15 protein-coding genes are annotated in these 20,564 nt (G+C 58.1%); 9 read left to right on the top strand and 6 right to left on the bottom strand.

Features of this window, described 5'->3' with window-relative positions; genetic code table 11:
* Nucleotides 1-45 precede the first annotated feature (45 nt).
* Complete coding sequence (locus J2T09_RS19780; RefSeq protein WP_306837704.1) at nt 46-279, bottom strand: DUF1674 domain-containing protein; 234 nt, start codon at nt 277-279, stop codon at nt 46-48.
* Between the two features lie 108 nt (nt 280-387).
* Here J2T09_RS19780 and htpX point away from each other — a divergent pair, with 108 nt between their 5' ends.
* The 4 genes from htpX (at nt 388) to purH (ending at nt 6,219) form a co-directional block, all read left to right on the top strand.
* The gene (gene htpX / locus J2T09_RS19775) at nt 388-1,347 is read left to right on the top strand and encodes a zinc metalloprotease HtpX (protein WP_306837703.1); all 960 of its coding nucleotides are present in this window, start codon (nt 388-390) and stop codon (nt 1,345-1,347) included.
* A complete protein-coding gene (locus J2T09_RS19770; protein WP_373458533.1) occupies nt 1,338-2,729 on the top strand; it encodes an RsmB/NOP family class I SAM-dependent RNA methyltransferase in 1,392 nt (463 codons plus the stop codon). Before htpX ends, J2T09_RS19770 begins: the two co-directional genes overlap by 10 nt.
* 190 nt (nt 2,730-2,919) lie before the next feature.
* A complete protein-coding gene (locus J2T09_RS19765) occupies nt 2,920-4,515 on the top strand; it encodes a heparinase II/III family protein (protein ID WP_373458532.1) in 1,596 nt (531 codons plus the stop codon).
* Between the two features lie 87 nt (nt 4,516-4,602).
* Complete coding sequence (gene purH, locus J2T09_RS19760; RefSeq protein ID WP_306837700.1) at nt 4,603-6,219, top strand: bifunctional phosphoribosylaminoimidazolecarboxamide formyltransferase/IMP cyclohydrolase; 1,617 nt, start codon at nt 4,603-4,605, stop codon at nt 6,217-6,219.
* A 9-nt stretch (nt 6,220-6,228) separates the two neighbouring features.
* On the opposite strand, the gene J2T09_RS19755 is transcribed toward purH, so the two are convergent.
* Together J2T09_RS19755 and J2T09_RS19750 are read right to left on the bottom strand one after the other, a co-directional pair.
* Nucleotides 6,229-7,626, bottom strand: a complete 1,398-nt coding sequence (locus tag J2T09_RS19755) for an MFS transporter (RefSeq protein WP_306837699.1) — start codon at nt 7,624-7,626, stop codon at nt 6,229-6,231.
* Between the two features lie 33 nt (nt 7,627-7,659).
* On the bottom strand, nt 7,660-12,399 hold the full coding sequence (locus J2T09_RS19750) for an NAD-glutamate dehydrogenase (protein ID WP_306837698.1): 4,740 nt from the start codon (nt 12,397-12,399) through the stop codon (nt 7,660-7,662).
* A gap of 172 nt (nt 12,400-12,571) precedes the next feature.
* Between J2T09_RS19750 and pdxY the strand changes: the two genes are divergently transcribed.
* Both pdxY and J2T09_RS19740 read left to right on the top strand, forming a co-directional pair.
* Nucleotides 12,572-13,444 carry a pyridoxal kinase PdxY gene (gene pdxY / locus J2T09_RS19745; RefSeq protein ID WP_306837697.1) on the top strand — a complete coding sequence of 291 codons (873 nt, stop codon included), beginning with the start codon at nt 12,572-12,574 and terminating at the stop codon, nt 13,442-13,444.
* A gap of 52 nt (nt 13,445-13,496) precedes the next feature.
* Entirely contained in the window at nt 13,497-14,135 is a 639-nt protein-coding gene (locus J2T09_RS19740; RefSeq protein ID WP_306837696.1) for a carbonic anhydrase, read from the top strand.
* A gap of 33 nt (nt 14,136-14,168) precedes the next feature.
* Here J2T09_RS19740 and J2T09_RS19735 read toward each other — a convergent pair whose 3' ends face one another.
* The 3 genes from J2T09_RS19735 to J2T09_RS19725 all read right to left on the bottom strand — a co-directional run bounded on the left by J2T09_RS19735 (nt 14,169) and on the right by J2T09_RS19725 (nt 16,513).
* On the bottom strand, nt 14,169-14,981 hold the full coding sequence (locus J2T09_RS19735; protein WP_306837695.1) for a lytic murein transglycosylase: 813 nt from the start codon (nt 14,979-14,981) through the stop codon (nt 14,169-14,171).
* 194 nt (nt 14,982-15,175) lie between these two features.
* A complete protein-coding gene (locus tag J2T09_RS19730) occupies nt 15,176-16,210 on the bottom strand; it encodes an aspartate-semialdehyde dehydrogenase (RefSeq protein ID WP_306837694.1) in 1,035 nt (344 codons plus the stop codon).
* Between the two features lie 105 nt (nt 16,211-16,315).
* Entirely contained in the window at nt 16,316-16,513 is a 198-nt protein-coding gene (locus J2T09_RS19725; protein ID WP_306837693.1) for a hypothetical protein, read from the bottom strand.
* A 155-nt stretch (nt 16,514-16,668) separates the two neighbouring features.
* On the opposite strand from J2T09_RS19725, the gene J2T09_RS19720 reads away from it, so the two are divergent.
* Genes J2T09_RS19720 through J2T09_RS19710 form a run of 3 tightly spaced genes read left to right on the top strand, consistent with a single transcriptional unit; the run spans nt 16,669 to nt 20,562 of the window.
* Nucleotides 16,669-17,616, top strand: coding sequence for an MraY family glycosyltransferase (locus tag J2T09_RS19720; RefSeq protein WP_306837768.1), 948 nt, complete (start codon nt 16,669-16,671; stop codon nt 17,614-17,616).
* Nucleotides 17,617-17,653: 37 nt separating this feature from the next.
* Nucleotides 17,654-18,595 (top strand): NAD-dependent epimerase/dehydratase family protein, encoded by a 942-nt coding sequence (locus J2T09_RS19715; protein WP_306837692.1) that lies wholly within the window; start codon nt 17,654-17,656, stop codon nt 18,593-18,595.
* A 47-nt stretch (nt 18,596-18,642) separates the two neighbouring features.
* Nucleotides 18,643-20,562 (top strand): polysaccharide biosynthesis protein, encoded by a 1,920-nt coding sequence (locus tag J2T09_RS19710; RefSeq protein WP_306837691.1) that lies wholly within the window; start codon nt 18,643-18,645, stop codon nt 20,560-20,562.
* Nucleotides 20,563-20,564 lie beyond the last annotated feature (2 nt).

The following is a 20,564-nucleotide window of genomic DNA, read 5'->3' as shown; positions in this document are numbered from 1 at the left end:
AGGAATAAATTCCGATTCTACGTCAAAATCAATAGGAATATTTACTTAAAAATCGATGGCGCGACCATTGATCTCCCAATCGCCAAAACGGGCGGGATCGGCGCCGCCGCGGCCGCCGAATTCTTCAGGCATCTCCGTCGCCTGAGATGCCGCCTGACGACGCGTCTCGGCTTCCTGCAGGGCACGTTGTGCAGCGGGAGAGAGCGGCTTGCGTTCCGCAACGGTTTCGCTCACGGTTTCGGCCAAGGTCTGGGCATTGTCATTATCGGCAGTTTGCATTCCGCTCACCGGATGGTTCATTGAAAAATCAGGCTGAATTCACCACATCATAGGCCGTTCCAGGAAAATGGAAAACCCTTCGGTTCACCGGTTACGGGAGAGATGACGATGAATATGATGCGCACCGCCATGCTTCTGGCCTTCATGACGGCCCTTTTCATGGGGATTGGCCTCCTGATCGGCGGCAAGGGCGGCATGATGATCGCGCTGGTGATAGCCGCCGGCATGAACCTGTTTTCCTATTGGAATTCCGATAGGATGGTCCTTTCTGCCTATCATGCGCAGGAAGTTGACGAGCGCAATGCGCCCGAACTGTTTCACATGATCCGTGATCTGTCGGCGAGTGCCGGCCTGCCGATGCCGCGTGTCTATGTCTACGACAATCCGCAGCCGAATGCGTTTGCCACCGGTCGTAATCCGGAAAATTCGGCCGTGGCCGCTTCCACCGGCCTACTGGAGCGTTTGACGCCGGAGGAAGTGGCAGGCGTGATGGCGCACGAACTTGCACATATCCAGAATCGTGACACGCTGATCATGACGATCACAGCGACATTTGCCGGTGCCATTTCCATGCTTGCCAATTTTGGCATGTTCTTCAGTGGCAATCGTTCCAACAATCCGCTGGGTGTGATTGGCACGATCGTGGCTATGGTCGTTGCGCCTTTCGCGGCGATGATCGTACAGATGGCCGTCAGCCGCACGCGCGAATACTCCGCAGATCGTCGCGGTGCGGAAATCTGCGGCAATCCGATGTGGCTTGCCTCCGCGCTTGCCAAAATCTCCGGTGCGGCGCACGCCATTCCGAATTATGATGCCGAGCGTAATCCGGCCACTGCGCACATGTTCATCATCAATCCGCTGTCGGGTGAACGCATGGACAATCTGTTCTCCACCCACCCGAATACCGAGAACCGCATCGCTGCCCTGCAGGAAATGGCATCCTCCTATGCTCCTACTGCCTCGACGGGCGGCTTTCAGGCTGCTAGACCGCAGCGCGCCGCACGTTCCGTACCCAATACCGGCTGGGGCCGCGGCTCTGACGAACCGCGTAAAGGTCCCTGGTCTTGAACGACAGCAATAACAAGAAATCTTCGAAATCATCCAACGGCAAGCGGCCCCCTCGCCCGGTCCAGTCCGACAAGCCGGGCCTGGAAGTGCGCATGACCGCCGCCAAGCTTTTGGGCGCGGTGATCGATCGCAAGATTTCTCTCGACGGCATGCTCGATCTCAATCAGGGCAATGCAGCCTACAAGGCGCTGAACGATGCCGACCGGGCGCTGACGCGTGCTATCCTGACGACGGCGCTGCGTCATCTTCTGCGCCTCGAAGCTGCCATCGGTTCGCTGATCGATACGCCACTTCCCGAGGGCGCGCGGGCTCTTCACCACGTCCTGATCGTCGCCGGAGCGCAAATCCTTCATCTGGATGTGCCGGCTCATGCAGTCGTTGATCTCGCCGTCGAACAGGCTAATCGCGATCCGCGCAATCGCCGCTTTGCCAAGCTGGTGAATGCGGTGCTGCGTCGAATGGTGCGGGAAAAAGATGATATCCTTTCCAAAACATCCGAAATCTCGCCGGTGCCCGCTTGGTTCCACGCTCGCCTTGTGAAAGCCTATGGCGCAGACGATGCCATGCGCATCGCCGAAGCACAGCTCTGGCCGCCGGCGATCGATCTCACAGTCAAGACCGATCCCGAAGCCTGGGCGAACACGCTGCATGGTCGCGTATTGCCGACTGCCAGCGTCCGTCTTCCGGCCTTCGATGGTGCTGTCTCGGGGCTCGAAGGATACGAGGACGGTGTCTGGTGGGTACAGGATGCTGCTGCCGCCATTCCCGCCAAACTGTTTGGCGATCTGAAGGGCAAGCGTGTTGCCGATCTCTGCGCTGCCCCCGGCGGCAAGACGGCGCAGCTTGCGGTGGCGGGCGCAGATGTGATCGCGATCGAGCAATCCGCCAATCGTGCGCGCCGGCTGCAGGAAAACCTCGATCGCCTAAAACTGTCTGTCGAGGTGCGTCAGGCCGATCTCTTCGATTTCAAACCGGATGAACTGCTGGACGGTGTCCTGCTTGATGCCCCCTGCTCGTCCACCGGCACGACCCGCCGGCATCCCGATGTATTCTGGACAAAGGGGCCGGAGGATATCGGCAAGCTGGCCGTTCTGCAGGAGCGCATGCTTCGCCATGCGATCACCCTGGTAAAGCCGGGCGGTCTGGTGGTGTTCTCGAACTGCTCGCTTGATCCGCTTGAAGGTGAAACCGTCATTGCCAAGGTTCTGGCGGATAATCCGAACCTGGTCCGCGTGCCGGTTGATCCAGCGGCATGGCCGGGGCTGGAAAAAGCGATCACCCCGCTTGGGGAATTCCGTACCACTCCGGCCATGTTGCCGCCGGTGGACGGTTTTGCAGGTGGCATGGACGGCTTCTTCGCCGCCGTGCTTTCCCCTCGCTAACAATTTCTTCACTATAAAAGACAATAGTTTTTTAGGTTTGGAGGATGATTGCGTCGCCGGGTAGCGGTAGGCGGGTCATGCTCGTGGGAGTTTTTGATTGTCAAGTCGCGTAGCAGATCGCCGGGGAGCGTTTTCCATCGGCCTGCAGCAGGCTCGCTACAGGTTTTGCCTGGCGTGGCTGGCCTTGCGTATGCCATTGACGCGGCCGACTTTGCGAGTGCCGGATCGCCTGATCGTGGCGCCGACCGATCTGCGCGCAACCGATCCCTATATTGCCGAGGAAATTCTGGAAGGCCGTTTTCCGCTGGCTGGAAGGGTTCTGGTCACGGATGGTGAGTCACCGTTTACTCTGCAACTGCCGTCACGCGGTTTTGCCGAGCGGCTGCATTCCTTTTCCTGGTTGCGCCATATCCGCACAGAAAAAACAGACGAGGCCTGCGCCAACGCCCGATCCATTACCGCCAACTGGATCGCTCTGCATGGCAAGCGGATTTCGGGCATAGCCTGGGAGCCGCATGTGACGGCCGAGCGGCTGATTGCCTGGCTGTCCCATTCCACCGTGGTACTGCAGGGGGGCGACAGCGTCTTTTACCGGCGCTTCATGAAAAGCCTTGCCTATCAGGCAAAATATCTGCGCAAGATCGCTGATTATCTGCCGGAGACGGAAACCCGGCTGCGGTTGCAGATCGCGCTCTCCATGGCAGCGATTGCCATGCCGAGTTCCCCTGCAGCCGTGCGCCGGCAAGGCCTGAAACTCGACCGCGAGCTTGAGCGCCAGATCCTGTCGGACGGCGGCCACGCCTCGCGCAATCCGCGGCTTGTGCTCGATCTGTTGCTTGATCTTCTGCCGCTGCGCCAGACCTATATCAATCTGGGGCATGACGTGCCGCAAAAGCTGATCCCGACGATTGACCGCATGTATCCGGCCTTGCGCTTCTTCCGGCATCAGGACGGCGATCTTGCCCTGTTCAACGGGGCGAGTGCAACTCCTGCCACCGAGCTTCTGTCGGTGCTTCGCTATGACGAGACGTCGGGAAAACCGTTCAAGGCCCTGCCGCATATCCATTACCACCGGCTGGCGGCAGGTGAGACGACGGTGATTACCGATGCAGGTGCGCCGCAGTCCGCACAGGCGGCCCATTCTGCGCATGCGGGTTGCCTTGCCTTCGAAATGTCGGCCGGTCGGCATCGTTATATCATCAATGCCGGCATGCCGAAATTTGCCGGCCGCAGTTATCGCACGCTGGCACGGGCGACCGCTGCTCATTCGACCGTGACCTTAAGCGAAACCTCTTCGTCCAGGCTGGCGAAATCACCGTTGGGCCTTGCGGTCATGGAACCGTTTAACGTTGTTCATTGCGAGCGCTCCGAGGATGCGCAGGGCAATGACTGGCTGAGCGCCACGCATGACGGTTATCTGGCAGCGTTCGGTTACCTGCATGCCCGTGAAATCGGCATGAATGTCAAAGGCACCAAGATCAAGGGTCATGACAAGTTCATCATCCCGGAAGGCGCTGCGCGCGGTGGCAAGAAGGAGCTTGTTGCCGTTGCCCGCTTTCATATTCACCCGGCGATTTCCCTCTCACGCATCGATGCGGAGACGATATTGATGGATGCGCCGGATGGTGAAGCCTGGCTGTTCACGGCGCCGGGGCTCGAGGTGGAAATCGAGGAGGATATCTTCTTTGCGGATGTCTCCGGCGTGCGCGAGACGGAGCAGTTGACGATCACCTTCACCCTGCCGATGGTCAACGAAATCCGCTGGATGCTGAAACGATCGGAATAGTGCGGTTTCTTATCCGTCAAACCTGTGCTAACGCGACGCCTTGAGGGCGCCCGATCGTCTGCGGGCGCGACCAGATGGAGAAGCCCGATGGCCGTCGTGTCCAAAAAAATCCCCGCTCCCGACAAGGTGAAAATTCGTACCGCGCTTTTGTCGGTGTCGGACAAGACCGGCATCATCGAGCTCGCCAAGGCGCTGGCGGAGCAGGGGGTTCGCCTTCTGTCGACCGGCGGCACCCACAAGGCAATCGCCGCTGCCGGCCTAGATGTCACCGATGTTTCGGAAGTGACCGGTTTTCCGGAAATCATGGATGGCCGCGTCAAGACGCTGCATCCGGGCGTTCATGGCGGTCTTCTTGCCATCCGTGACGACGAAGATCATGTCGCTGCCATGAAGGAACACGGCATCACAGGTATCGATCTCAGCGTCATCAACCTCTATCCTTTCGAGGAAGTGCGTGCGGCCGGCGGCGATTATCCGACGACGGTTGAAAACATCGATATCGGCGGTCCGGCCATGATCCGCGCCTCCGCCAAGAACCATGCCTATGTTACGATCGTCACCGATCCATCCGATTATCCGGCGCTGATCGAGGCGCTTGGCAGCAATGATGGCCACACAGTCTATGCATTCCGCCAGAAACTGGCGGCAAAGGCCTATGCCCGCACGGCGGCCTATGACACGGCCATTTCCAACTGGTTTGCCGAAGCGCTCGATATCGAAATCCCGCGTTACCGCACCATCGGCGGCGTGCTGAAGGAAGAGATGCGTTATGGCGAAAACCCGCACCAGAGCGCAGGCTTCTACGTCACTGGTGAAAACCGCCCGGGCGTTGCCACGGCGACGCTTCTGCAGGGAAAGCAGCTTTCCTACAACAACATCAACGATACCGACGGTGCTTTCGAGCTGATCGGTGAGTTCACGGCCGACAAGGGGCCGGCCTGTGCGATCATCAAGCACGCAAACCCCTGCGGCGTTGCCACCGGTCCGACACTGAAGGATGCCTATCTGCGGGCGCTTGCCTGCGACAGCACATCTGCCTTTGGCGGCATCATTGCGCTCAACCAGTTGCTGGATAGCGAGACCGCGGAAGAAATCGTCAAACTGTTCACCGAGGTCATCATCGCGCCGGAAGTGTCGGAAGAGGCCAAGGCGATCATCGCCAAGAAGCCGAACCTTCGCCTTCTGGTGACCGGCGGCCTGCCTGACCCGCGTTCGCGCGGCATTACGGCGAAGACCGTTGCCGGTGGTTTGCTGGTCCAGACACGCGATAACGGCATGATCGAGGATCTCGATCTGCGTGTCGTCACCAAGCGCGCGCCGACGCCGACCGAGCTGGAAGACCTGAAATTCGCCTACAAGGTTGCCAAGCACGTCAAGTCGAACGCCATCGTTTACGCCAAGGAAGGCCAGACAGCCGGCATCGGCGCCGGCCAGATGAGCCGCATCGATTCCGCGCGTATCGCCGGCCTCAAGGCTGAAGAAGCCGCCAAGACCATGGGCTGGGCCGAGCCGATGACCAAGGGTTCGGCTGTTGCCTCGGAAGCTTTCTTCCCGTTTGCGGATGGCCTGCTTTCGGCCATTTCCGCAGGCGCAACGGCGGTCATCCAGCCGGGTGGTTCGATGCGTGATGCCGAGGTGATTGCAGCTGCCGATGAACACGGCGTTGCAATGGTCTTCACCGGCATGCGCCACTTCCGCCACTGATTTTGGGATTTACGGGGCCGGAAGCTCTTCCGGCCTCGTTGTCGGCTCGGGTGTGGTGATCAAAAGCACGAGGCCTACCGAGAGAAAGATGATCAGTGTCGCCATGCCGATATGGGCCGAGCCCGTGGCATAGGTGGCGATGGAGAAAAACAGGGTGGCGAGAAAGCTCGTCGCCCTGCCAGATAGGGCATAAATGCCGAAATAACGGCCCGCTTCCGATAGGCTGACACTACGCGCCATATAGGACCGCGACGACGCCTGCACCGGGCCGAAGGCGATACCGATTAGCATGCCGAAAAGAATATAGGCCTTTTCCGCAGCCGTGCCGAACAGGCCACCACTATCTTCCGTCGATAGGGACAGCAGGCCGAAAAACACATTGCCTGGGCTGGTCGAGATGATGCCGACCGTTGCAGTCAACAGCAGCGTGAGGCTGATGATGACCACTGTTTTCGAGCCTATCGCGCGGTCTACCCAACCTGCTGCAATACAGCTGAACACTGCAACCACGTTCAGGATAATGCCATAGATGCCGATCTCGATGGTCGCCCAGCCGAACATGCCGGCAGCAAAAGCGCCGCCGAGGATCAGCAGGCCGTTGACGCCGTCCTGATAGAGCATTCGCGCTATCAGGAAGCGCAAAAGATGCGGACGATGTTTCAGTTCATCGATTGTGCCGCGCAATTGACCCAGGCCCGAGGCTATGGCTTGCCGCAGTGGCAGGCCCTTTGCTGCGTCCGGGGTGAACAGGAACATCGGCAGGATAAACACAAGATACCAAATTGCGGAAAGTGGGCCAGTGACGCGCGCGTCTTCACCCGTTGCCGGGTCGAGGCCGAATAACGGTGTGGTTCCGATGATAGTGCGTCCGGATTGCGGATCGCCTGCCAGCAGCGCAACCACGAGGATCAGCACCAGCATGCCGCCGAGATAACCCAGCCCCCAGGCAATGTTGGAAATGCGCCCAACTTCCTTTTCGCTCACCAGTCTCGGCATCATGGAGTCGTTGAAGACGATCGAAAACTCTGCCGCAAGCGACGCCAGAACCATGAACAGCAGCGGCCAGATGATGGGTGAACCGGGAGCCGAAAACCACAACATGGCAAGGCTGATGATCTTGATGACCGCAAAAAACGCGATCCAAGGTTTTCGTGAGCCGGATTCATCGGCGATCGAGCCGAGAATCGGCGATAGAATGGCGATCAGCAGCGATGAGACCGTCGCCATATTGCTCCAGGCGGCCTGAGCTGCGACCGGATCCTCGGTCATTCGGGCCACGAAATAGGGCCCGAAGATAAAGGTCGTGACGACCGTGAAGAAGGGCTGGGCGGCCCAGTCGAACAACATCCAGCCCCAGATGCCAAGACGTGATGTTCTCGGATCCGGGGCAGGGTGGTCGGTCGACATCGGGCCGCTCTCCATGGGTGATTACATCAGTGATTACTTGGCGCTGCGGTGGGCGAGATCGCCCAGCAGACCGGCAGCCACCGTTACCTTCGCCAAAGTCACATCCGCCCCGTCGCTGAGTGCGATCAGTTCGCCGCTGATGCGGTTGACGCGCTGACGATCGCCGGCATACCAGGCCTCGACCGGCTTCTTGTCTTTTGCATGTGCGGACAAGGCGGCAATGACGATGTCCCGGCGGGCAACGGTGATCTGCTGAAGGCTGCGGGTGAGTGCCAGGCTTTCATAATGATCGCTGGTCGCCACCCGCTCGCCGGCATCCAACAGACGGCCGATACGGAAAATTTCGCTGACGGCGAAATATGCTTCCGTCGCGCGTGCAAGAGGTTCGCCGGTGCGTTCGGCAACAACCATGATTTCCGGTGCCAGCACGAGAGTCGGAAGCGCTCGCAGTTTTTGCGAAAGCTCGTCCGAAATCCCGGCTGCTTCCAGTTCGGCATCGGCCGGCAAATCCTTCAGCGATGTGCGCATGCCTTTGATCGCCGTTGCCAACCGGCGGCTGGCTGCTTCCAGCGGACCATCGGCTGTTTTGGTCTGCAGGATCAACCGGGTCGCATCGGCAAAAATATCCTCGACACGCGCATAGAGCATGTTCTGGGTGCTGCCCGGAAGGACATTGTCGAGCGCGTCGATTTCCTTCCAGATCTGGGTCAGGTCAAAGCTTTCGCGGGCGAGGAAAGCGGCCTTGACGACATCTGCCGGCGCGCAGCCTGTAATATCGACCATCTGCTGCACAAAGCCGGGGCCACCCCGATTGATCGTTTCGTTGGCAAGCAATGTTGCAACGATTTCACGATGCAGGCGGTGACCAGCGATGTCCGCCGCATAGGCTTTCTTCATTCCGCCTGGGAAATAGTCGGCCAAAGTGCCTGCCATATAAGGATCGTCCGGCAGCGCGCTTTCGAGAATGTCGTCAAACAGAACGATCTTCGCGTAGGAAAGAAGCACGCCGATTTCCGGTCGGGTCAAAGGTTTGCCGGCAATGTAACGGTCGGCCATGGCCGTATCATCCGGCAGGGTTTCGACCTTGCGGTTCAGCTGACCACGGGATTCCAGAACCGACATCAGGCGCGACAGCACTTCGCGATCACGAACCCCCTTGCGCTCGGATAGCGAGATTGCCAGCGATTGCAGGTAGTTGTTGCGCAAGACGAGGGCGGCGACTTCCTCCGTCATCGAGGTCAGCAGGCGGTTGCGCTTCTCACGCGGCAGTCGGCCTTCCTTCATGGCAGGGCTGAGAGCGATCTTGATATTGACCTCGACGTCGGAGGAATTGACGCCCGCCGAGTTGTCGATCGCATCCGAGTTGCAGCGGCCACCATTCAGGGCATATGCGATACGGCCCTTCTGGGTGACGCCCAGATTGGCACCTTCGCCGATGACCTTGGCGCGCAGTTCGCCAGCCGTTACGCGGATCGGATCATTGGCGCGGTCGCCGACTTCGGCATCGGTTTCGGAAGCTGCCTTGATATAGGTGCCGATACCACCGAACCACAGAAGATCGACTGGGCTTTTCAGGATGGCTGTGAGGATTTCGAACGGTGTCGCCGTCGTCTTTCCGAGATCGATCGCGGCAGCGGCTTCAGGTGTCAGCTTTACCGATTTTTCCGAACGCGAAATGATCATCGCGCCGTTGGAGAGGACGGAACGATCATAATCCTGCCAGCTGGAGCGGGGCAGGGCGAACATGCGTTCACGCTCGGCAAAACTCTTTTCCGTATCCGGGTTCGGGTCGATGAAGATGTCGCGGTGGTCGAAGGCGGCGATCAGCCGGATTTCGCGTGACAGCAGCATGCCGTTGCCAAACACGTCACCCGACATGTCGCCGACACCGGCAACGGTGAACGGCGTGGTCTGGATATCGATGTCCTGCTCGCGGAAATGTCGCTTGACGGTTTCCCAGGCGCCGCGGGCGGTGATGCCCATCTTCTTATGGTCGTAACCGGCCGAACCGCCCGAGGCAAAAGCGTCGTCCAGCCAGAAACCGGCTTCCTGTGCAAGGCCGTTGGCCGTGTCGGAGAAGGTGGCGGTACCCTTGTCGGCAGCAACGACGAAATAGGGGTCGTCGTCATCGACACGCACCGTATTCTTCGGTGCCACCACTTCGCCATCGATGATGTTGTCGGTGATCGACAGCAGCGTGCGGATATAGGTCATGTAGGCTGCGCGACCGGCATTGAAGATTTCGTCACGTGTGCCGCCGACGGGCAGCTTCTTCGGGAAGAAGCCTCCTTTGGCGCCGACCGGCACGATGACGGCATTCTTGACCTGCTGCGCCTTCACGAGGCCCAGAACCTCGGTGCGGTAATCCTCGCCGCGATCCGACCAGCGCAGACCGCCACGGGCGACCTTGCCGAAACGCAGGTGAACGCCTTCCACCTCGGTGCCGTAGACGAACATTTCGCGGAAGGGACGGGGCTCCGGCAGGTTGTCCAGCTGTTTCGGGTCAAGCTTGAAGGCCAGCATGGCATTCGGCTTTCCGTCTTCGCCTCGCTGGAAATAGTTGGTGCGCAGCGTCGAATCGATGACGTTGACGAAACGGCGAAGCGTGCGGTCGTCGTCGAGGTTCGGCACGTCGGCCAATGCCGTTTCGATCTCGGCGTGGCGCTCGGAAAGCTTTTTATCCCGCTTCTTGTCGCTCAGTTCCGGGTCAAAACCGTCATGGAACAGTTTCAGCAGATCGGCGGCGATGGCCGGGTAACGTGCCAGCGTATCGGCGATGTGGTTCTGCGAATAAACGATGCCGGTCTGGCGCAGATAACGGGCATAGGCACGCAGCACTGTCACTTCACGTGCGGTAACGCTGCAAAGCAGAACAAGCCTGTTGAAGCTATCGTTGTCGATCAGGCCGAAATAGGCATCGAGAAATGCCTCTTCGAGCTGCTGTGACTGACGTGTGAAGTCGATGCTGTGGCTACCATCGATCCGCAATTCCATATCGTGAAGAACGACCAGCGTGCGGCCACCTTCGGCCTCCACTTCCAGTTCGAACGTCTGCTCGCTCAGGACCTGAAAACCGAGATTTTCCAGAAGCGGAACGCGGCGTGACAGTGAAAGCTGGCCGGCTTGATGGAAGATTTTCAGCGAAAGCGTGGTCTCGTCATCGGCACCGCTGCGGTAGAATTCGATGCGGATGGGCTCGCCGCCGACGCAGGCGTTGATATCCGCCAGATCACCAAACACCTCTTCCGGCGTAAAGGTCTCCTGATAGGCCTGGGTCGTATGGAGTGTGGGCTGATGCGGACCGGCGAGGGCTGCAAATCGTTCGCTCCAGGGGGTCGCGATATCGCGAATGGTGGCTTCCAGCTTCTGTTGCGGAATGCGCGGCGTCTTGCCGCCGGTTCTGCCGATGATGAAGTGGACGCGGGCGATCCCGCCCTCCGGGAAGGCGGGGTAATAGGCAGAAACATGCCCTTCGTAGATGGTGGAAAGGTAGTCTCCTACCTTTTCACGTACGTAAGAGTTGTAGTTTTCACGTGGAACATAAACGATCACCGACACGAAACGGTCGAACTGGTCGATACGCGACAGAACACGCACGCGCGGGCGCTCCGCCAGTTCCATGATCTGTTCGCAGAATTTGATCAGAACCTCGGGATGAATCTGGAACATGTCGTCACGCGGATAGGATTCCAGCGTGTTCTTCAACATGCGGCCGGAATGGCTCAGACGATCGAAGCCGAAATGCTCCTTGATGCGTTTGGTTTTGGCGCGGATGAGCGGGATTTCGCTGACGGAATGGGTATAGGCCGTTGCCGTGAACAGGCCGACAACACGCAGTTCGCCAATGACTTTGCCGGATTCGTCAAAGCGCTTGATGCCGACATAATCCATATAGGCGCGGCGATGGACAACGGATTTGACGTTGGCCTTGGTGACGATGAGGAAATCCGGTCCTTCAAGAAATTCGAGGATTTCCGGCGTGGTCATCACGGCGTTTTTGCCCTGACGAAGAACGAGGACGTCCGGATCGGACAGAATGCCGAGGCCGCGTTCCGTGGCGCGCTCGAAGCGGGCGTCGGCACCGTTGCCCGAATAGGTATATTCGCGCATGCCGAGGAAGGTGAAATTGTCGTCGCGCAGCCATTCGAGGAAGGCCAGTGCTTCGTCGCGATCGGTCTTTTTGCGAGAGACGGCCGAGAGTTCGGAGATCGCCGTATCGAGGCGCCCAAGCATCGACTGCCAGTCCGCAATCGCCAGGTGAACCTGCTCGAGAACCTTGCGGATGCGCTGTTCCAGATCACTCGCCTGTTCCGCGGTCAGCGACGGCATGTGGATCTGGATCAGACTGACTGTGTGTTCGGGATCTGCCGGCGCGTCGCTCGGGTGAAAGATCGGCTCCTTGCCGTTTTCGACATGCAGGATGGGGTGAACGGCGAGTGTCAGATCACGATAGCTGCCCGTTACCTCGCCCATGATGGAATCATAGAGGAAAGGCTGGTTGCGATCGACGATCGTCAGTACGGAAACCGGGCTCCCTGCAGGCTCGATACCGGGAACTGCCTCGATCAGTACGTGCGCGTTTTTATGATTCCAGTCTGCAAGAGTCTTTCGTGCCTGTTCGGCGGAAAGAGCGAGCATTTCGGGCGTATAGTTCGCAAGGTCGTCCTTGCTGGCGCGGCTGAAGAGGAGATGCGGATCGAGTGCATTCTTGGTGGCGATGCGGCGCGCCGCGTCGATCTGCTTGTCTTTTTTCGGATTGCGCTTCTTATCCATGGGCATTCCTCTCCCAGATCATATTATTGGCGTCTGCCGCAGACGACGCGAAGCAGACGTTTGTCTCATGTTAGCCGATTGCCACCCGGTTATTCCACCGATCAGCGAAGACTTGTTGACATAAAGGCCTGAAAAACTGATCAACAAACCATTCGATCGAAAGTCTTGTCTCATGTCTGAAAGCCCAAGCGCCGTCATCGTCATTTCCAGCCACGTCGTGCGCGGGTCGGTTGGCAACCGGGCAGCTGTGTTCGCTTTGGAAACGCTTGGATTTCCGGTCTGGGCGCTGCCGACCGTGATTCTGCCCTGGCATCCCGGGCATGGTCGCTCGACACGCATGGTCTTTCCGGAGGAAGAGTTCGACAAGGTCATTGATGATCTGATCGCCGCACCATGGATCGGTGAGGTCAAAGCCATCCTGACCGGTTATTTTGGACATCCGGGCCAACCCAGGGCTGTTGCCCGTCTTATCCAGGCCCTGAGGCAGAAAAATCCTGACGTGATGTATGTCTGTGATCCGGTCATGGGCGATGTTGGAGGCTTATACATTCCCCAGCCAACCGCTGAGGCTATTCGCGACGAGCTTATTCCGCTTGCGTCTCTTGCAACGCCCAACCGCTATGAGTTGGCCTGGCTTTCCGGTGCAGCACTTGAAACCAACGCGGCCATCATGGATGCGGCCGTGGCGCTTGGTCCGGCCCGAATGCTGGTGACATCTGCCGTGCCCATGATGGCAGGTGGAACCGGCAATCTTTATCTGACCGGCAAGCTGGCGCTGCTGGCCGAACATCGCCTGATCGACGATCCGCCGAATGGTCTGGGAGATTTGCTGGCTGCCGTTTTTCTCGCCCGTTTGCTGTCCGGCATGGATGAGGAAAAGGCCCTTCAGATGGCGACGGCCAGCGTCTATGAAGTGCTGGCACGAACGGCCAAGCGCGGTGGTGATGAACTGGCGCTTGAGACCGACGCTTCCAGCCTGTCGACACCCATGGCAATGGTACAGTTGCGCCGTTTGATTCACCCTTTGCAGAATGTTCGCCGATAAGGCGATATCCTGCCCGTTGATTCCCGTCAGCGTGCGCTATAAGCGTCTTCTCATGGACGCTTTTCCCGAACCCCTGCTTGCGGGCTACCGCAACTTCATGAACGGCCGTTATGCCGATGCCCGCGAACGTTATCGCGTGCTTGCCGAGCACGGTCAGACCCCACATACGCTGCTGATTGCCTGTTGCGACTCACGCGCGGCGCCGGAACTTATTTTTGACTGTGGTCCCGGTGAATTGTTCGTTGTTCGCAACGTTGCCAATATGGTGCCGCCTTTCGAGCCGGACAGCCAGTATCACGCAACGTCTGCGGCCGTTGAATATGCCGTGCAGGTGCTGAAGATCAGCAATATCGTCGTCATGGGACATGGCCGTTGCGGCGGCATCAAGGCCGCTCTTGATCCGGAGATGGAGCCACTTTCCCCCGGTGACTTTATTGGACGTTGGATGCAGCTTCTGAAACCTGCCGCCGAGCAGATCCAGAACAATGATCTGATGACACAGGGCGAACGTCAGACCGCGCTCGAGCGCGTCTCGATCCGCAATTCGATCAACAATCTGATGAGCTTTCCGTTCGTGAAAAATCTTCACGACGAAGGCGAACTCAACGTTCACGGAGCATGGTTCGATATTTCGACCGGCGAGCTCTGGATCATGAACGAGGCGGGCGATTTTATCCGCCCGACCCTTTAAGAGACTGCATTTTCAAAAAATGAGATCGACGGCTTATTTGCCGTCGATCTGCGCGCCGATATGGGCGATTGCCTTCTGGTAGACTGAGGCAGCATTCCATCCCTGAATGGCAACGAAGTTCGGTTCACCCGGCTGATAACCGGCACCGGCACGCCAGCCGTGGCCACGCAGGAAGTTGGCCGTCGATGCCAGGGCATCGGCACGCGAGCGAACCATGTCGATATGGCCGTCACCGTCGCCATCGGCGCCATAACGAATGACGTTGAGCGGCAGGAACTGGGTCTGGCCGATTTCACCATGAGCGGCACCCTTGGCCGTCACGCTCAGGTCACCGCGCGCAACGAGCTGCAGCGCAGCGTAAAGCTGCTCAGTAAAAAACGCCGAGCGACGGCAGTCATAGGAAAGCGTCGCTACTGCGGAAAGTGTGTGCTGGTTGCCAAGATAGCTGCCGAAACCGGTTTCCATGCCCCAGATGGCGAGGAGCGGGCCAGCCGGAACGCCATAACGACGCTCGATGGAGGCAAACAGGGCGGCGTTGCTCTTCTTCATGGTTTTGCCACGCGAAATGATCGTCTGGCCACCACGCTTCTTCATGAATTCCTCGAAGGAAAGCTTGAAGCTGCGCTGACCACGGTCTGCGCGGATCGTATCGCGGTTATAGCTGACATTGGCGAAAGCGCGGTCGAGAACCGACGGCGAGATGCCCTTCGACGGCGCCGTCTGCTTGAAATCCTGGACCCAGTTGGCAAAGCCGCTGCTGTCGTTTCCACATGCCGCTGCCAGAGCAGGTGCCGCGGAAAAGCCGAAGCCGATTGCAAGTATCCCGGAAAGGAAAAGCTTTTTCATGCGTGTCAGGTCCATCGTTCCGTTAGAGCAGCGGGCGATCTAGCCGCCGCAGGGCCATCGATATTCAGCTTATGGCAGAGTTTTCGACGCTCGCAACGCTCGGAAACATGAACAGTTCGTGATCCTGTTGCGATTCGTATTTAAAAACCCCGCTTCTCAGCGGGGTTTTTAGTATGACATGCTTACCAAATGGTTCAGGCAGCCTGCTTGCGCGGCTTGATCAGGCCACGATTGACGAGAAGCTCGGCAATCTGGATGGCATTGAGGGCGGCACCCTTGCGCAGGTTGTCTGAAACAACCCAGATATTGAGGCCGTTCTCGACGGTCGCGTCTTCGCGGATACGCGAGATGTAGGTCGCATCTTCACCGGCGGATTCGAGCGGCGTGATATAGCCACCGTTCTCGTGCTTGTCGATGACGAGGCAGCCGGGTGCTTCGCGCAGAATGTCGCGAGCCTGATCGGCGGTGATCTCGTTTTCGAACTCGATATTGACCGATTCCGAGTGGCCGATGAAGACCGGAACGCGCACGGCGGTGCAGGTCACCTTGATCTTCGGGTCGAGCATCTTCTTGGTTTCGGCCAGAACCTTCCATTCTTCCTTAGTGTAGCCGTCTTCCATGAAGCTATCGATATGAGGAATGACATTGAAGGCGATGCGCTTGGTGAACTTCTTGGCCTCGACCGGGTCGGCAACAAAGACGGCGCGGGTCTGGGTGAAAAGTTCGTCCATGCCTTCCTTGCCGGCACCGGAAACCGACTGGTAGGTGGAAACGACGACGCGCTTGATCTTGGCAAAGTCATGCAACGGCTTCAGGGCGACGACGAGCTGGGCAGTCGAGCAATTCGGGTTGGCGATGATGTTCTTTTTGCCAAAAGTGGCGATCGCATCCGGGTTTACTTCCGGGACAATCAGCGGCACGTCAGAATCGTAGCGCCAGGCCGAAGAATTGTCGATCACGACGCAGCCCTGTGCTCCGATCTTCGGCGACCATTTCTTGGAAGCGTCGCCACCTGCGGACATCAGGCAAATGTCGGTGTCGGAGAAATCATAATTCTCGAGGTTGGAAACCTTCAGCGTCTTGTCGCCGTAGGAGACTTCGGTGCCCTGGCTGCGGGCGGAAGCGAGTGCGACGACTTCATCTGCCGGAAAGCCACGCTCGGAAAGAATGTTCAGCATTTCCCGGCCGACATTGCCGGTAGCGCCTGCGACTGCGATCTTGAAACCCATGATATGCTCTCTTTCTCTTCTCTCCGCGGCGGTGAGGGGAACCCGGACGTAATCCCGGATCCTGATCCCCGGCCTTACCGGGGAGAGAGCGGTGGGCCAGAGACGTCAGACGATAATTTTCGTCGTGGTTTTGGCCTTGGTTTTGGAAACGAAGAAGCAGTCTTCGGCAGCCCGTGCCGGCAGATCATAGGCAGCGATGTCGAACCGCAGGTGGGCCATGGTGCTTCCTTTTCGCGGCACTTCAATAAAAGATTTGCGCGCAGAGTCAAGCTTGCCTTGCGGCAAACCGGTAGTGCTGGACAAGGTCTCGAACTTCACCCTAAAGCTGTTAGGTTGATTTTTGATACAGGATCGCAATTTTCGTCATGATGATGAATGTGTTTCTCTGCATCGCGGCCGCCGCCATAAGCTGGCTCGCCATACGATACGTCATTGTCAATTCGGAAAAGCTTGGATTGGTGCAGGCGCCGGTGGCGCGTTCATCTCACCGGAAGGCGACCCCGACTGGCGGTGGGATCGGCATTTTTCTTGCCGCATTGATTGTCTGCCTGATCCTTGCAGGTGGTGATCGGGTCATGACGGGTCTATGTGGTCTGGGCACCTTGATTGCAGTTCTGGGTCTGATCGATGATCGGACGCCGTTGCCCTCTCGTGTCAGGTTTCCCGTTCAGGTTTGCGCGGTGTCTGCGGCGGTTTTTCTATCGGGTTCTGCCGTTCTTCTCGGTGGCGAAATATATTCCGTACTGTGGCTGGGAGCCTTCCTTTTACTCACTCTGGCGGGAACCTGGTGGGTCAATCTGTTCAATTTCATGGACGGTATCGATGGCATTGCCGGACAGCAGGCGGTGATGATGCTGGTTTCCGCCATGCTGGCAATCTGGATCAACGGCACCCCCTTGAACCCGCTGTGGTGGATGATGGCTGCCGTTGCCATGTCCACCTTGTCCTTTCTTGCTTTCAATTGGCCGCCGGCCCGGATTTTCATGGGTGATGTCGGCAGCACGTTTCTTGCCTTCATGCTACTCTGTTTTGCACTCGTCAGCATGCCGTCCGGATGGATGACCTTGCCGCAATGGCTTCTTTTGGCCTCATTTTTTGCGACTGATGCGACACTGACTTTGCTGGTGCGATTCTTCCGTGGCGAGAATGTCACGCAGGCTCATCGTTCACATGCCTATCAACGCCTGTCCCGCCGATCAGGAGGTGCTTCCCGGGTGACTGCTGCAGTTGCGACATTCAATCTGGTTGTTGTCATGCCCCTGTCGGTGTTTCTGCCGGCTTCGCCATTCGCCGCATTTGGCATCGTCATTGTGGTTTATGCCTTTCTGGCAATGATCTGCCTTTGGGCTGGGGCCGGTCTACCGGACGAGGAGCCGGGTGGCCATTGGAGACGCGAAAGAGGATGACCACCATGTGTCCGGATGTTGGGAAGGGGATCCTTTCGTGATTTTGCTCACCGGCGGAAACGGTTTCATCGGTCGCGCCCTTGTCGCCTGCCTGGAAAAGCGTGGGCTGGCTTTCCGGGTAACCAGCCGCAATGCCAGCCCCGGATGTGTCGCGATTGGGGACATTCGGTCGGTTACCGACTGGTCCTTGCCGTTGCGTAATATTGATGTCGTCATCCATCTCGCCGGCCGTGCCCACGTGCTGAAAGATGAACCGGATTCCGCGGCCGCATTCATGTCCGTCAATGTCGATGCGACCATGTCGCTTGCCCGCCAGGCTGCCACGCGTGGCGTAAAACGGTTCATTTTTGTCAGTTCCGTCAAGGCAGGTGGTGCCTATAGCCGTACCAGACAGCCCTTGATGGCTGATGATATGGCGATGCCTGCGGATGATTACGGGCGCTCCAAGCTGGAGGCGGAGCGTCAATTGTTTGCTCTTGGGCGTGAAACCGGAATGGAGATCGTCGTCATTCGACCGCCGCTTGTGTATGGACCGGGTGCGCCTGCCAATTTCGCGCTTCTGCTGAAATGGGCGGGAAGCGGCCTTCCTTCCCCGTTTGGTTCGGTCAGAAATAGCCGGTCACTGATTTATGTCGATAACCTGTGTGATGTGCTCGTGCGGGTGATCGACCATCCCCATGCCGCCAATCAGATTTTTCTCGTCAGCGATGGTGCCGACTTCTCGACGGTAGAGCTGTTTTCAAGACTGGCCAGACTGCAGGGAAAAAAGCCGCTCAATCTGCCCATTCCTCTCCCTGTCTTGAATGGCATTTTGCAACTTATAGGGAAGTCGCAATATCGAGAACGCCTGTTGACTAACCTTCAGGTAGATATAGGAAAGACGTGTCGGCTTTTGCATTGGATGCCACCGGTTTCACCAGAGGCAGGAATGCGTGTGACGGTTGAGTATTTTGGGGGTCGTGTGCATGAACGACGCTGACGTGAAGGAAGGCTGTTTCCGTCAAACCTCGATTGAGCTCGGGTAAGATGAGCGTTCTCGAAACCCTTCGCTGGATCATTTTCACGACGCCTCGTCTCTGGAAGCGCGTTTTCCTCATCGGTTTTGATTTTCTGGCGCTGATGTTTGCGCTCTGGGCGAGCTATGCGCTGCGTTATGCAGACTGGACGCCCCAGATTACCGAGGAACGACTGTTGCTCGGTTTGCTGGCTCCGGTAATCGCCATCCCGGTTTTCATTCGCATGGGGCTATACCGGGCGGTTTTGCGTTATCTGCCCGATACGGCGATCTGGACCATTCTGCATGCAATGGCGATTTCCACGATCGCCTGGGTTATTTTTGTTTTCATGACCGCGATGGCGGGGCGGGATATCGTACCGCGCTCTGTTCCGTTCTTCTATTTCGCCATTGGCGTTCTGATCATTGGCGGCAGCCGTTTTGCTGCAAAACTCATCCTGAGCACCGGCACCGGTATGCGCCGGGATGAACACCCGATGCTGATCTATGGTGCGGGACCATCCAGCGTGCAATTGGCCACCGTGTTGCGCGGCCATGGCAAACGTTATGTCGTCGGGCTTGTTGATGACGACCCTCAACATCACGGGCGTGATGTCGGCGGTTATCGTGTTTTTCCGCCGGTTCATCTACCGCGGCTGATCGAGAAATACGGTGTCCAGGAAATCATCCTGTCGATGTCCTCGATCCCGATAGGCCGGCGTCAGGCCGTTATCAGTCTGGTGAGCGGGCTGGGCGTGAAGATCCGCACATTGCCGGACATCACGGATCTGGTCGATGGGCGATATCTGGTCAACCAGATCCGCGAGATCGAGATCGACGAATTGCTCGGCCGCTCCTTCGTCCCGCCGGATCAGAATCTGTTGCGCGGTATCCTTCACGGCAAGGTCGTCATGGTGACAGGCGCGGGCGGCTCGATCGGCTCGGAATTATGCCGATTGATCATGCAGTGGAAGCCGAAGCGTCTGGTTCTCTTCGAGGCAAATGAATTCGCGCTCTACAAGATCGATCGCGAGCTGCGCAGTGCAGGGCATTTCGACGTCGTTCCGGTTCTCGCTTCCGTCCGGGATGCCGGTCAGGTTCGTTCGGCGATTACGCGCAATGGTGTCGAGGTAGTGTATCATGCCGCTGCTCACAAGCATGTGCCGCTGGTCGAGGCCAATACATTCGAGGGTATCAGCAACAACATTTTCGGAACGCTGACTGTGGCCGATGTGGCTCTGTCCGCTGGTGTTGAAAATTTTGTCCTGATCTCCTCCGACAAGGCTGTGCGACCGACCAATGTCATGGGAGCGACCAAGCGTTGGGCGGAATTGATCACTCAGGAAAAGGCGATCGCGGCTGCCAAGCAAGGTGGGCAGCATTTCTGCGCCGTGCGCTTCGGCAATGTCGTTGGTTCCAATGGCTCGGTCGTACCGTTGTTTCGTGAACAGATAGCCAATGGCGGCCCCGTCACGGTTACCGATCCGGATATGACGCGTTACTTCATGTCGATACAGGAAGCGGCAGAACTGATCGTGCAGGCGAGTGCCATGTCACTGGGGGGCGACACGTTCCTGCTCGACATGGGGCAGCCTGTGCGGATCGGAGAGCTTGCCGAAAACATGATCCGTCTGGCTGGTTTTGCAGTTCGAAAGGGCAATGGCGGGTCGGGAAGCATCGAAATTCAGGTCACTGGTGTAAGGCCTGGCGAAAAGCTTTTCGAAGAACTTTTTTATGATGTTGCCAGCGCTTTGAAAACCGAGCACCCCAAGATCATGCGAGCGGAAGCGAAATTTGCCGGCTCCGGCATTTCGGAAGCCTTGAGAGACCTGCAGGCGGCAATGTTGCGCGAGGATGAGCACGCCGCTCGCAAGATCCTTTTCGATTTCATCGACCTTGAGAAAAGACCTTTAACGCCTCCCGCACAGAACCTCGCCAAAAGCGTGATGTGATC

The organism is Neorhizobium huautlense (assembly GCF_030811685.1).
Lineage (GTDB): Bacteria > Pseudomonadota > Alphaproteobacteria > Rhizobiales > Rhizobiaceae > Neorhizobium > Neorhizobium huautlense_A.
This window is presented reverse-complemented; position numbering and strand designations above follow the sequence as displayed.